The organism is Thioalkalivibrio sp. HL-Eb18 (assembly GCF_000364985.1).
Taxonomy (GTDB): Bacteria; Pseudomonadota; Gammaproteobacteria; order Ectothiorhodospirales; family Ectothiorhodospiraceae; genus Thioalkalivibrio.
Genome location: NZ_KB822972.1, coordinates 37,697 through 50,295, shown reverse-complemented (window position 1 = coordinate 50,295; position 12,599 = coordinate 37,697). Strand labels below are relative to the sequence as shown.

Here is a 12,599-nt window from a genome sequence, read left to right as displayed (position 1 = left end):
GGACGGGATTGCGAGTCCCTCACAGGCGGCCGCGCCGATCGGGGATCGCGGTGAAATCGAGCGCGGTACAGGCGCGACCCAGGGTCATCACCTGAAAACGCTCGCCCATCTCTCCGGGCAGGGTCAGCATGCGCACGGCCTGCGCGGCCTGCATGGTCTTGCGGGCATCCTCGCCACTGCCGACGCGCGCCTCGAAGCGCTGCGCCAGACCCGCACCCAGCAGAAACTCGCCCTGCGCGGCATAGCCGAGCACATCGAGCCCCGCTGCATCCGCCGCCTCGGCCACTGCGGTGAAATCGACGCTGGCCGTCAGGTCCATCAGCCCGGGCTGCGCCAGGGGATCCAGCATCATCTGCTGACGGTAATAGCCGACCAGCGTGCCCTGGTGGCGCTCCGCGGAGTAATACGCGGCCCGCGGAAAACCGTAGTCGACCAGCAGCGCCACACCCTGTTCCAGGCAGGCGGCCACGCTCGCGACCCAGGCCGCCTGCGCCGGACGCCACTCGGAGGTGTACCCGTCGGGCCAGGGGCCGTGTGCCGCCTGCAGCTCGCGCGCGACTTCCGCCAGTGGCTCGGGGGCGGACTGCTCCGCAAGCACGAGCGCACCGCCGGCATCCACTGTGACACCCATCTGCCAGGGCTGGCCCTCGCGCCAGCGAAAGAGCTCCACCGGCAGGGCATCAAGCACCTCGTTGGCGAGCACCACACCTCGGATCGGCTCCTCGGGCAGGGCATCGAGCCATTCCACCCGGGCGTATTCCTCCGGCTCCAGGCATTCGGCCAGGTGCTCCTGCTGCATGGCCCGCAGGTCCGGGCTGACCTCGATGATCTTGTAGCGCTGCCAGCCCACGCCCAGCTCGCGCAACGTTACGAGCACATCGCCGGCCAACCGCCCGCTGCCCGCGCCAAACTCCAGCAGCTGCCCACCACCCGCCAGCTCGTCGCGCAGTAGCGGGGACAGCCAGCTGGCCAGGGTCTCGCCGAATAGCGAGGACAGCTCCGGCGCGGTCACGAAATCCCCGCCCGCACCCAACTTGCGCGCCCCGTTCACGTAATAGCCGAGCCCCGGCGCGTACAGCGCCTGGTGCATGTAATCGACAAACGGGAGGAACCCGCCGTGCTCGGCGATACTCTGTTGCAGGGAGTCGTGCATCTGCCGCGCGATGGCGGCGGCCGGGTCGTCCGGCGTGGTTGTGCTAGGTTTCGGCGGCAGCATGGCGACAAATGGTACCAAGGCGAGGCATGACGTGACGGAACACACACAGGAAGCACCACAGGACGCAGGAGTGGTACTGGTTACCGGATCCGCGCGCCGTGTCGGCGCGACCATCGCGCGCTGGCTGCACGACGAGGGTCTGCGCGTACTGATCCACTATCGCGGATCGCGCGACGACGCGGCCGCACTGGCGGACTCGCTGAATGCCCGGCGCGAGGACAGTGCACGCATCCTGCAGGCGGACCTGCTGAACCTGAACGACATCCAGCACCTGGCGCGCGAGGCCGAAGAGGCCTGGGGGCGGCTGGATTACCTGGTCAACAATGCCTCCACCTTCTACGCGACCCCGGTCGGCGAGATCGATACGCAGGCATGGGACGACCTGGTCGGCTCCAACCTGAAGGCCCCCACGTTTCTGACCCAGGCCTGCGCCCCGGCACTTGTGCGCACCCGGGGCGCGGTGGTCAACATCGTGGACATCCATGCCCTGCGACCCCTCAAGGGCTATCCCGTATATTCCGCGGCAAAGGCGGGACTCTGGGCCCTGACCCAGGCCTATGCCCGCGAGCTGGGCCCGGACGTGCGCGTCAACGGCGTCGCGCCCGGCGCGATCCTCTCGCCCGAGGACCCGACCAATGCCGGCACGCACGAGGCGATGGTCGAGCGCACCGCGCTCAAGCGCGAGGGTCACCCGGACGACATCGCGCGCACAGTGCGCTTTCTGCTGCTGGATGCGCCTTACATCACCGGGCAGGTGATCCCGGTGGATGGCGGACGCTCCGCCTCGCAGTAACGATCAGCGTGACGCGCTACACTGAATACATCCCGAATCAAGAGAAGAGAACGGCCCATGATCGACCCCAAACGCTTTGACGATCTCGCGCGCCGGATCACCGAGAGCCTGCCGGAATCCGTGCGTCACATGCAGGAGGATGTCCAGCGTCAGGTCCGCTCGTCGCTGCAACACGGCTTCGAGCGCATGGACCTGGTCACCCGCGAGGACTTCGACGTCCAGGTGGCACTGCTGGAACGCACCCGCGAACGCCTGGCCGAGCTGGAAGCCCGCGTGGAGGCACTCGAAGCCGAGCGCAAGACCGCGGAGTAACACACTCCACATAGAACCGCCGGGCACGGAGGCCCGGACCCGCGAATCTACGGAGGGCAAGGATGCCCATAGCCATCAGCCATGCCCGCGCGGTCGCCGGCATCCAGGCACCGCTGGTCACCATCGAGACGCATCTGGCCAACGGCCTGCCGTCGTTCCAGATCGTCGGCCTGCCGGAGGCGGCCGTGCGCGAAAGCCGCGACCGCGTGCGCGCGGCCATCCAGACCAGCGGCTTCGACTTTCCCCGCCGCCGCATCACCGTCAACCTGGCCCCGGCCGACCTGCCGAAGGATGGCGGGCGTTTCGACCTGGGCATCGCACTGGGCATCCTCGCCGCCAGCCAGCAGATCCCTGGCAGCGTCCTCGAGGGGCGCGAGTTTCTGGGCGAGCTGGGGCTGGACGGGACCCTGCGACCGGTCGGCGGCACGCTGGCCGCCGCACTGGCAGCCGCTACTGAGGCGCGCGAGTTGATCTTGAACCCCGAGGACGGCGCCGAGGCGGCGCTGGCCAGCGCCGCGCGGGTGCGCACCGCCAGCCACCTGACCGCGGTCTGCGCCGGGCTGCAGGGTCAGTGCGAGCTGGACGAGGGCCGACCCGTCGAAGCGGAGCCGGATCGTTACCCCGACCTGGCCGACGTGCGCGGGCAGCACCAGGCACGCCGGGCTCTCGAGATCGCGGCCGCCGGCGGCCACCACCTACTGATGGTCGGCCCGCCCGGTAGCGGCAAATCGATGCTGGCCGCACGCATACCGGGCATCCTGCCACCGATGTCCGAGGCGGAGGCGCTGGAGACCGCCGCGATCCACAGCCTGCGCGACACCGACCACCTGCGGCGCGACTGGCGCGCCCGTCCGTTCCGCTCGCCCCACCACACGGCCTCGGGGGTCGCGCTGGTCGGTGGCGGCTCCACACCTCGCCCGGGCGAGATCTCGCTGGCGCACCACGGCGTACTGTTTCTGGACGAGTTGACCGAATTCCAGCGCAGCGTGCTGGATGTCCTGCGCGAGCCACTCGAGACCGGGACGATCCATATTGCCAGGGCCGCCCGGCAGGCGGAGTTTCCGGCGCGGTTCCAGCTGGTGGCCGCGATGAACCCCTGCCCTCAGGGCTTCGACTGCGACCTCGGGGCGCGCTGCCAGTGCTCCCCGGAACAGATGGCGCGCCACCGGCGGCGCCTGTCCGCGCCGCTACTGGACCGTATCGATCTGGCGATCGAGGTCCCGCGCATCCCGCCGCCCGAATTGGCCGCGCACGGCACCCCCGGCGAAGACTCCAAAACCGTCGCACAACGCGTCGCCCTGGCGCAGGAACGCCAGCGGCAACGCCAGGGCTCCCTCAATCGCGAACTGGCGGGCCAGGCGCTGGACCAGCACGCCACCCTTGAGACGGGAGACCGCGCACTGCTGGACCGGGCGGCGGAGCGCTTTCGCCTGTCGGCGCGCGCCTACCACCGCATCCTGCGCCTCGCGCGGACGATCGCCGACCTCGAGCCCAGCGATCCGATCACGACCGCCCACCTGACCGAGGCGCTCAGCTATCGCGCGCTCGATCACTGGCGAACGCAGTAAGATCACCCAAAGAAAAGGCCCGCGCGGCGGCTGCCGACGCGGGCCTCGGGACCGGGTCAGACCCGATCAGTCGTCAAACGCCGCGATAAAGACCGCAAGGTCGGCGATATCTTCATCCGACAGACGGGCGGCATTCGGTGCCATCAGGCCCGTACGGTCACCCACGGTCTCGCCGGCGCGATAGCGAACCAGCTTGTCGGCGATGTATTCCGCGGTCTGGCCGGCGATCTTCGGGAACGCGGGGGAACCCTGGCCCTGCGCACCGTGGCAGGCGATGCAGGTGCTGTACAGGGACTCGCCACGGCTCGGGTCACCGGCGTCCAGTGTGATCCCTTCCAGTGCGCCATCGTCCTCGACGGCGGCATCGTCATCTTCGGTCACGGCCTCGCCGTTGCCGTTCTCGTCACCGTTGCCATTCTCGTCGCCATTGGCGTCTTCCGGCTCCCAGCCATGATCAATGCCGGCTTCGTCCAGCATGTAGGCAACCACCAGCTTCACTTCCTCGTCGCTCAGGCTGGAATCACCACCACGAGCGGGCATCGCACCCATGCCGTTGATGGCGTTGCCGAATACTTCATCGAGGCTGCGCTCGTCGAGGCGGGCAGCCCAGGCGTCGGAGTCATCCTTGCGCGGGGCATCGGAGGCACCGGTATCGTGACAGGCCGCACAGACATTGCTGTAGATGTCGCCCGGGCTCAGGTCGGCAGTCTCCTCCGCAGCGTCGACCGGGCCGGAGGTCACACGACCGATCGGCTGGATGCGCTCGGCGATCCGGTCACGCTCGGCTTCGCTCGGCTCACCCAACTTCAGCTGACCGATAAAGCTCGCCAGGTGGCTGACCAGAAAAATCAGGGTGGCAACAAGCGCCACGGACGCGATGAACAGCAACACCTTGTTACCGGTGTCCATCTTGATCGGTTGATTCGCCACTTGATCTCCCTCCGAAAGGTGCGGGCCGCGCGCGGCCGTAGGTTCCTAGCCCAAGTCTTCCCACGCGCCTGGCGCGCAAATCGGGCGCCGAGTATAGGGCATCGTCCCGCTCGAGACCACAAACCCAGTAGGGCAGTCAAAAAATGCGCTGGACGGACCCATTCGGCGCCCCGTATCATTACCCGTCTTGCGCCCGTAGCTCAGCTGGATAGAGCGCTGCCCTCCGGAGGCAGAGGTCAGAGGTTCGAATCCTCTCGGGCGCGCCATCATAAAGAAGAAGGGCCCCGAGCGGGCCCTTCTTCTTTATGGGGGTGTGCCCCGAGGGCCCGATTCGAACCTCCGTTCGAGCCGAGGCCCGCGCAGCGGGCCGACATCGCGGCACCGCCAACCGGCGGTGCCGGTCCGAAGGACCGAGCCGCCGCAGGCGGCGAAGCCATCCTCTCGGGCGCGAAGCACGAACACCCCGGAACTCAACCCCATGCCTCCCGTTCGAGCCGAGGCCCGCAACGCGGGCCGACGCGCGGTACCGCCGCAGGCGGTGCCGGCCCGAAGGGCCAAGCGACCAAAGGGCACGCAGCCAGTCCGGCCCCTCGGCGATAGCCTCGGGGCGTTCGCCGGCGCGAACCCGTGCTTCGCGAAACCCCGGCTCACCCTCTCGGGCGCGAGACCTGAACATGCCCTTGGCAATCATTTGCCCGGGTTCCATTCAGGCCGAAGCCCGCAACGCACGCCCAAAAGCCGCGGATCTCGTCGCCCAGGACTTCCGTTTGAACCCTGCGCCGCGCACGTCCTGTCCTACCCCGCCAACACCACGGCTTTGGCCGGCAGTTCCAGGTGCTGCTGCTGGCGCATGATCTCCATCAGCACGATCACGCGCTCCTCGCCGCTACGCGCCAGAAACAGGCCGTCGTGGCCCGCGAATGGCCCCTCGGCAATGGTGACCCGCTGGTGCGGTCGCAGCCCGGGATTGCGCACGAGGTCCAGGCAGCCGGTGGTCTCGTCCACGCGCGCACGCAGGCCGTCGATTACCACGCCCGGGACCGGCACAGCATGCATCCCGAAACGAACCAGTCCGATCACGCCACGGGTGGAACGGATCGGGGCCCAATCCTCGCGCGCGTCGCACAGCTCCACGAACAGATAGCGCGGGAACAGCGATTCCGTGATGGTGGCAGGACGGCCGCCGCGACGGACAGGCCGTTTCAACAGGGGACGAAAGGTGGCGTACCCCTGTCGCAGAAGGTGCTCCTCGGCCCGCGATTCTTCGCGCGGCTTGCAGTGCACGATGTACCAGTGTTTCAACGCATACTCCCGCCGAATCCGGATTCGGCCCGCCCCGGGACCCAACAAGCCCACGCGCACCATCCAGCGTAGTACATGGCATGGCCTGCGCGATGGGACCCATTACACATCACGGGGCGACCAATCCCTTGATCCAGATCAAACGGAGCCCCCGGCAGCGGCGCTAGCGTAAGCGTGAGCACACCGCAAACGGGAGTACGTGATGCTGACGGAAATCATGTTTCAGTCGCCCATCGGGATCCTGACGATCCTGACCCTGGTGGGCATCGTGGCGTTCTTCGTGTACGTCGGGTACTTCATCCTGCATGGCATGCATGAGGACGACCAGGCGAAATAGCTCGCCGCAGGGTAGCCGAATACCACAAAAAAAACGGGCCAGCATGCCGGCCCGTTTTCCATCGTGTGTTCCCTTGCCAGCCTCCCGGCGGCTGCTCGGCAATGCGCCGGATAACCGCCGGAAGCTGGCTGTCATCAGGAACCGGAGCCCCCGGGGGTATCCCCCAGTTCCCAGCGGCGCGCGTCGGTCGGGTCGGCGGCCGGCGCAACCGCGGCGCGGCCGCGAGCGGGCTCGGCCAGGGAGTTGGTGCAGGTCTGGGCTCCGTGGTACAGGCGCACGACGTGCTTGGCCTCGGCGAAGAACAGCCAGCGTTCCATGCCGATGCCAATCAGGCTCGAGACGGCAGCCAGCCAGGCGATACCAGCCGGGGCACCCGACAGGATCGACGCGAACACCAGGACCGGGGCGACAAATCCGAGCAGGAAGACACCCATCTTGATGTTGTCGATGGTGTCCTTGCGCGGGTCATAGCCGAACTCGTCGGTCAGAAAGGTGCCGGCGGTATGGCCGGTATCCAGCAGACGCACGGTCGCCCGATTGAAGGTCGTCGCGGTGTTGATCGTCGGGCCGTTCACACGCGAGATCCAGAAGTAGTAGATCCCCTTGAGCACGGCGGCGGCGACCAGCGCGACCATCGCAACGCCCGCATGCAGGGTCGTGGCATTACCGAACACGGTGGCAATCGCGGCGAACAGCGTGGTGCCGGTGGCGATACCCAGCATGATGTAGTTGGCCGGGGTCAGCGCGGTGTTCCACTGACGGATAGTCTTCAGGCAGCCGTAGATCATCCCGGTGCAGAACAGCGTGACCACGGCCAGCACGGCGGCGATCACGCCTGCCAGGGCCGGCAGCGGCCCGATGGCCGCGCCCTGCAGCAGGACGCCCAGTCCGTAGATCCCGGCGAAGGGGTAGAACAGCACCGCGAAAACGGCCTCGCGCGACAGCCAGGAGGTCTTGAAGCGCATGAACGAGCGCCAGGCGTTCTTCTTGTTCGCCAGGTGGCCGGTCGAGAAGACCAGACCCAGGGTGATCATCCCCAGGGCCACTACGCCGTGCGCCAGCAGCTCGCCGTGGCTCATGGCCGGGCCGATGCCCGCGAGATGAAAGGCCGCCAGCAGGATGAACAGGCCATAGCCCGCACCGGAGATGACGGTAAACAGGATGACGGAAAATGCCGGATGCATGATGAATTCTCCCGATCGGGCCGCGCCTAGCGCGCGACCATCTTGTTGACCCAGTCCTTCACCGAGCTGACCAGACGGTTGGCCCGCACGTCGTCGATGGGGATGGGGCGGGTGATACGCGGAGGCAGATAGGTGTTGACCGGCTTGTAGCCCAGCTCCGGCATCTGCTTCACACCGCCGCGCTCGCGCACCAGGCGGCTGACCTCGGAGTTGTCGTCGTCGAAGTCACCGAAGAACCGGGCATGGGCCGGGCAGGTGATCACACAGGCCGGCTGGCGTTCTTCCGGCGGCAGCTGTTCGTCGTAGATGCGGTCCACACACAGCGTGCACTTCTTCATCACACCGTCTTCGCGGTCCAGCTCGCGCGCACCGTAGGGGCAGGCCCAGGCGCAGTAGTTGCACCCCATGCACTTGTCCTGGTCGACCAGCACGATGCCGTCTTCCGGACGCTTGTAGGAGGCGCCGGTCGGGCAGACGTTCACGCAGTCGGCATGCTGGCAGTGCATGCAGGACATCGGGATGTTCACGGTCTTGTTGTTGGGGTAGTCCCCGACCTCGTAGTGGCGCACACGGTTGAACCAGACGCCGCTCGGGTCCTCGCCATACGGGCGATAGTCGGTCAGCGCACCGGTGGTGCCGCTGGTGTTCCACTGCTTGCAGGCCACCGCACAGGCGTGGCAGCCCACGCAGGTGTCCATGTCGATTACGAGTCCAAGTCGCATACAACTACTCCTCAAATTCTCTCGGGCCGCCGGCCGGGGCCGGCGGCATAGCCCGGATCCGTGATACCTAGCGGTCTTCGTCCAGCGAGCCGCGGGTCAGCACGTCACGGATGGAACGATTCAGGTGCACCGGCTTGTGTGCGGCGTAGCGCAGCTGATCCGGGGCCTCGGACATGCCGGGGGCCGGCTTGACCGTTTCGAAGTCGGGCCAGGTGCTGGTCTCTTCCGGATCGGCCGGGGTGATCTTCACCTTCAGGTCGTACCACGCGGCCTGGCCGGTCACCGGATCGGAGTTGGTGATGTTGTCCACCGGATCGCCCTTCTTCGGCAGCAGCTCGCTGATCAGGTGGTTCATCAGGAAGCCCTTGTTGGACTCGTTCGCCTCCGGCTTCAGGCCCCAGGCGCCCTTCTGTTTGCCGATGGCGTTCCAGGTCCAGACGGTGCTGGGCTCGCAGCCCTCGATCAGCTTGACCTGCACGCGGACACGGCCGTTATGCGATTCCATCCACACCCAGGACAGGTCCTCGATGCCCATGGACTCCGCCTTGCCACGGTTCATGTACAGGTAGTTCTGGGCGCAGATCTGGCGCAGCCAGGCATTCTGCGAATCCCAGGAGTGGTACATGAACATCGGGCGCTGGTTGACCGCATAGAACGGGTACTCGTCCTCGTCGATACGGGTCTGCTCCAGCGGCTTGTGCCAGATCGGCAGCGGATCGAAGAACTGGGTCAGGCGGTCCTTGTGCTCCTGCTTGGTCGGCTGCGGGCCGTCATACAGGCCCTGGCCGGCCAGCTTGAAGCGCTGCTGGGTCTCGGAGTAGAGCTCGATCGTGATCGGATCGGTCTTGCCCACCCAGCCGGCGTGCTTGGCCAGCTCCAGATAGTCCTTGTTGGCGAAGCGGTAGAACTGCTGGTTCGGCGCCAGGTGATGCACGAAGAACCCCTGGTTCTCGATGTACGCCTCCCACTGCTTCGGGTTCGGCTCGCCACGCAGGTGGGTCTTGCCGTCCTTGCCGCGGTAGCCGGACAAAAAGCCGATACCCGGCTCCTTCTCGTAATTGACGATGAAGTCCTTGTAGTCCGCGAACTTGCGGCTCCCGTCGTCGTTGGTGAACGCCGGGAACTTCAGGCGACCGGCCAGTTCCACCATCACCTCCTGCCAGGGACGCACATCGCGGTCGACCTCAAGGATCGGATGACGGATGGAATCCGCCGCCGCGGCCGGCTCGGAGATCGGGCGGTCCAGCATGGAGATGGTGTCGTAGCGTTCCAGATAGGTCGTATCCGGAAGCACCAGATCGGCGAAGTTGACCGTCTCCGAGTGGAACGCGTCCGCGACCACCAGGAACGGGATCTTGTACTCGCCGCTGTCGTCCTTGGCCCGCAGCATGTCCATCACCTCGGCGGTGTTCATCGAGGAGTTCCAGGACATGTTCGCCATGAAGAAGATCAGCGTGTCGATCGGGTAGGGATCGCCGTTGACCGCGTTGGTCACCACCATGTGCATCAGGCCATGGTTGGAGATCGGGGCATCCCAGGAGAAGGCCTTGTCGATGCGCAGCGGATTGCCGTCGTCATCGATGACCAGGTCCTCCGGCGCGGTCGGGAAACCGAGCGGCGGGCTCTTCAGCGGGGTATTCGGCGCGCATTCCTTTGCCGGCTTGATGCCCGGCGGGACATGCTTCGGATACGGCGGCTTGGCCAGGTGACCACCGGGGCAGTCCACCGAGCCGAGCATGATCTGCAGCAGGTGGATCGCGCGGCAGGTCTGGAAGCCGTTGGAGTGCGCGGAGATGCCGCGCATCGCGTGCATGGAAACCGGGCGGCCGAACACCTTGTCATGCTTGCGGCCCCAGGAGTCGGTCCACTCGATGTCGAGTTCGATCGTCTCCTTGAAGGCAACGTGGGCCATTTCCAGCGCCAGGCGCTCGGTCTGGTCGGCCGGCACGCCGGTGACCTTGGCGGTGTTCTCCGGGGCGTACTCCTCCGACAAGTAGCGCTCGGCCAGCAGGGTCATCACGGTCTTGACCGGGCGGCCGTCAGGCGCGGTGTACTCGCCGAACAGCGCCGGCTTGATGTCGACCTGGGTGCCGTCGACGAACGCTTCCTGCTCCAGTTCCCAGACCAGCGGGTTGCCGGCCTCGTCACGCAGGATCAGGCCATCGCCCTTCTGCCCCGGGGTCTGCACGACCAGCTGGGTGGCGTTGGTGTAGCGCACCAGGAAGTCCCAGTCGAACTGGTCGTTCTTCAGCAGCACGTGCAGCATCGACAGCGCGAACAGGCCGTCGGTACCGGGCTTGATGCCCACCCACTCGTCGGCGATCGCCTGGTAGCCGGTGCGCACCGGGTTGATCGCGACGAACTTGCCGCCACGGCGCTTGAGCTTTTCCAGCCCGATCTTGATCGGGTTGGAGGCATGGTCTTCCGCCACGCCCCAGAGCATGTGGTACTTGGTGCGGTCCCAGTCGGGGTCGCCGAATTCCCAGAACGCGAACCCCGTGGTGTACAGACCGCCGGTGGCCATGTTGACCGAGCAGAAGCCACCGTGGGCCGCCCAGTTGTAGGTGCCGAACTGGGTCGCCCACAGGCCGGTCAGGGCCTGCATCTGGTCGCGGCCGGTAAAAAACGCCAGCTTGCGCGGGTCGGTCTCGCGGATCTTCTGCAGACGCGTGGACAGCATGTCCAGGGCCTCGTCCCAGGAGATCGGCTCGAACTCGCCGGCGCCGCGCTCGGTGCCCGGCTTGCGGCGCATCGGCTGGTGCAGGCGCGCCGGGGACTGTTGCTTCATGATGCCGGCATTGCCCTTGGCACACAGCACACCCTTGTTGATCGGGTGGTGCCGGTTGCCCTGGATATAGCGGACCTTGTTGTTCTGGACCGTAACCTTGATGCCGCAGCGGCAGGCGCACATGTAGCAGGTGGTGTACTTGATCTCCTGCTCGCTGTGGTTCTCGAACTCGGGTAAGGCACTCATTCAGGCGACCCCATAGATTATGGTTTGCTTATTCACGCTGGGCATATTGGCCATAAAGAAGGCTTTTGACCAACGAAAAGTTCTTATCTAGAAATAAGCAAAAATAATCTACAAGAGAATTTATTTATTGCCGCATCGAATTTGGGGCCTTGTTGTGGCAATCGCGGAAAAGTGGTCTACGATGTGTACCATGAAACATATCGCCCCCAGCGACAGGACGGGACACCGTATGCAACAGCCCCTCAAGGACGAGAACGCCCTGGTCGACGCCTTCGGCCGCCGCATCGAATATGTCCGTCTCTCGGTCACCGACCGCTGCGACCTGCGCTGCTTCTACTGCATGCCCAAGGGCTTCCGCGACTTCGAAGAACCGGAGCACTGGCTCAGCTTCGACGAGATCGAACGCGTGATGGGGGCCTTCGGGCGGCTCGGCACCCGACGGGTGCGCCTGACCGGTGGCGAGCCGCTGGTACGCAAGAACCTCCCGGACCTGGCCGCACGCCTGAACGCCCTGCCCGGTATCGACGACATCTCGCTGTCCACCAATGCCACACGCATGGCGCGCCATGCCCAGGAGCTGAAAGATGCCGGGGTCGCCCGCATCAACGTCAGCCTCGACTCGCTCAAACCCGAGGTCTTCAAGGAGATCACCGGCGGCAAGTTAGAGAAGGTGCTGGACGGCCTGATGGCCTCCAAGGCCGCCGGGCTCGACCCGATCAAGATCAACATGGTGGTAATGGGCGGGATCAACGAGCCGGAAGTCGAGGACATGGTCGACTTCTGCATCGAGCACGGCTTCACCCTGCGCTTCATCGAGACCATGCCGATGGGCGACACCGGGCGCGAGGCGAAAGAGGGGCACTATGTGAACCTGCAGGATGTGCGCGCCCGTCTGGAGCCGCGCTACAACCTGGTGCCCGGCGTGATGCCCGGCGGCGGCCCGGCGCGCTACATGCAGATCCCGGATACCGACGTACGCATCGGCTTCATCACCCCGATCTCGCAGCACTTCTGCGACACCTGCAACCGCGTGCGCCTGTCGGTGGACGGCACCATCTATACCTGCCTGGGCAACGACCACAGCCTGAACCTGCGTCCCTACCTGCGCGAAGGCTGCAGCGATTCGGAGCTGGAAGAGCTGGTGATCCAGGCGATCAACCTGAAGCCCGAGCGTCACGAGTTCTCGGAACGCCCGGAGAAGGTCATGCGGTTCATGTCCATGACCGGCGGCTGACACCACCTCAAGGCTTCCCAAAAAGAC

11 protein-coding genes and 1 tRNA gene are annotated in these 12,599 nt (G+C 66.0%); 6 read left to right on the top strand and 6 right to left on the bottom strand.

Going from position 1 to position 12,599, the window contains the following annotated elements; all coding sequences use genetic code 11:
• Positions 1-19 precede the first annotated feature (19 nt).
• Positions 20-1,153, bottom strand: a complete 1,134-nt coding sequence (locus F813_RS0110350; protein WP_017926491.1) for a class I SAM-dependent methyltransferase — start codon at positions 1,151-1,153, stop codon at positions 20-22.
• Positions 1,154-1,286: 133 nt separating this feature from the next.
• Between F813_RS0110350 and F813_RS0110345 the strand changes: the two genes are divergently transcribed.
• From F813_RS0110345 to F813_RS0110335, 3 genes are all read left to right on the top strand, one after another.
• Complete coding sequence (locus F813_RS0110345; protein WP_017926490.1) at positions 1,287-2,009, top strand: pteridine reductase; 723 nt, start codon at positions 1,287-1,289, stop codon at positions 2,007-2,009.
• 57 nt (positions 2,010-2,066) lie between these two features.
• Entirely contained in the window at positions 2,067-2,321 is a 255-nt protein-coding gene (locus F813_RS0110340; protein WP_012981566.1) for an accessory factor UbiK family protein, read from the top strand.
• Positions 2,322-2,383: 62 nt separating this feature from the next.
• Positions 2,384-3,889 carry a YifB family Mg chelatase-like AAA ATPase gene (locus F813_RS0110335; protein WP_017926489.1) on the top strand — a complete coding sequence of 502 codons (1,506 nt, stop codon included), beginning with the start codon at positions 2,384-2,386 and terminating at the stop codon, positions 3,887-3,889.
• Between the two features lie 66 nt (positions 3,890-3,955).
• On the opposite strand, the gene F813_RS0110330 is transcribed toward F813_RS0110335, so the two are convergent.
• On the bottom strand, positions 3,956-4,819 hold the full coding sequence (locus F813_RS0110330) for a c-type cytochrome (protein WP_017926488.1): 864 nt from the start codon (positions 4,817-4,819) through the stop codon (positions 3,956-3,958).
• A 189-nt stretch (positions 4,820-5,008) separates the two neighbouring features.
• Here F813_RS0110330 and F813_RS0110325 point away from each other — a divergent pair.
• Positions 5,009-5,085: transfer RNA gene (locus F813_RS0110325), tRNA-Arg, on the top strand.
• A gap of 529 nt (positions 5,086-5,614) precedes the next feature.
• On the opposite strand, the gene rfaH is transcribed toward F813_RS0110325, so the two are convergent.
• Complete coding sequence (gene rfaH, locus F813_RS0110320; RefSeq protein ID WP_017926487.1) at positions 5,615-6,121, bottom strand: transcription/translation regulatory transformer protein RfaH; 507 nt, start codon at positions 6,119-6,121, stop codon at positions 5,615-5,617.
• A gap of 202 nt (positions 6,122-6,323) precedes the next feature.
• On the opposite strand from rfaH, the gene F813_RS14600 reads away from it, so the two are divergent.
• Positions 6,324-6,458, top strand: coding sequence for a hypothetical protein (locus F813_RS14600; protein ID WP_017926486.1), 135 nt, complete (start codon positions 6,324-6,326; stop codon positions 6,456-6,458).
• 134 nt (positions 6,459-6,592) lie between these two features.
• Here the strand turns inward: F813_RS14600 and F813_RS0110310 are convergent, their stop codons facing one another.
• The 3 genes from F813_RS0110310 to F813_RS0110300 all read right to left on the bottom strand — a co-directional run bounded on the left by F813_RS0110310 (position 6,593) and on the right by F813_RS0110300 (position 11,338).
• Entirely contained in the window at positions 6,593-7,642 is a 1,050-nt protein-coding gene (locus tag F813_RS0110310) for a DmsC/YnfH family molybdoenzyme membrane anchor subunit (RefSeq protein WP_017926485.1), read from the bottom strand.
• A gap of 26 nt (positions 7,643-7,668) precedes the next feature.
• A complete protein-coding gene (locus F813_RS0110305; RefSeq protein WP_017926484.1) occupies positions 7,669-8,364 on the bottom strand; it encodes a 4Fe-4S dicluster domain-containing protein in 696 nt (231 codons plus the stop codon).
• Between the two features lie 67 nt (positions 8,365-8,431).
• Positions 8,432-11,338, bottom strand: a complete 2,907-nt coding sequence (locus F813_RS0110300) for a molybdopterin oxidoreductase family protein (RefSeq protein ID WP_017926483.1) — start codon at positions 11,336-11,338, stop codon at positions 8,432-8,434.
• A gap of 229 nt (positions 11,339-11,567) precedes the next feature.
• On the opposite strand from F813_RS0110300, the gene moaA reads away from it, so the two are divergent.
• Entirely contained in the window at positions 11,568-12,572 is a 1,005-nt protein-coding gene (gene moaA, locus F813_RS0110295; protein ID WP_017926482.1) for a GTP 3',8-cyclase MoaA, read from the top strand.
• The last annotated feature ends 27 nt before the right edge of the window (positions 12,573-12,599 follow it).

What these genes read in the sequence shown, in the direction of transcription:
- F813_RS0110310 (WP_017926485.1), bottom strand. Translation starts at nt 7,642, where the DNA reads ATGCATCCGGCATTTTCCGTCATCCTGTTTACCGTCATCTCCGGTGCG.
- F813_RS0110335 (WP_017926489.1), top strand. Translation starts at nt 2,384, where the DNA reads ATGCCCATAGCCATCAGCCATGCCCGCGCGGTCGCCGGCATCCAGGCA.
- moaA (WP_017926482.1), top strand. Translation starts at nt 11,568, where the DNA reads ATGCAACAGCCCCTCAAGGACGAGAACGCCCTGGTCGACGCCTTCGGC.
- F813_RS0110350 (WP_017926491.1), bottom strand. Translation starts at nt 1,153, where the DNA reads ATGCACGACTCCCTGCAACAGAGTATCGCCGAGCACGGCGGGTTCCTC.
- F813_RS14600 (WP_017926486.1), top strand. Translation starts at nt 6,324, where the DNA reads ATGCTGACGGAAATCATGTTTCAGTCGCCCATCGGGATCCTGACGATC.
- F813_RS0110305 (WP_017926484.1), bottom strand. Translation starts at nt 8,364, where the DNA reads ATGCGACTTGGACTCGTAATCGACATGGACACCTGCGTGGGCTGCCAC.
- F813_RS0110340 (WP_012981566.1), top strand. Translation starts at nt 2,067, where the DNA reads ATGATCGACCCCAAACGCTTTGACGATCTCGCGCGCCGGATCACCGAG.
- F813_RS0110300 (WP_017926483.1), bottom strand. Translation starts at nt 11,338, where the DNA reads ATGAGTGCCTTACCCGAGTTCGAGAACCACAGCGAGCAGGAGATCAAG.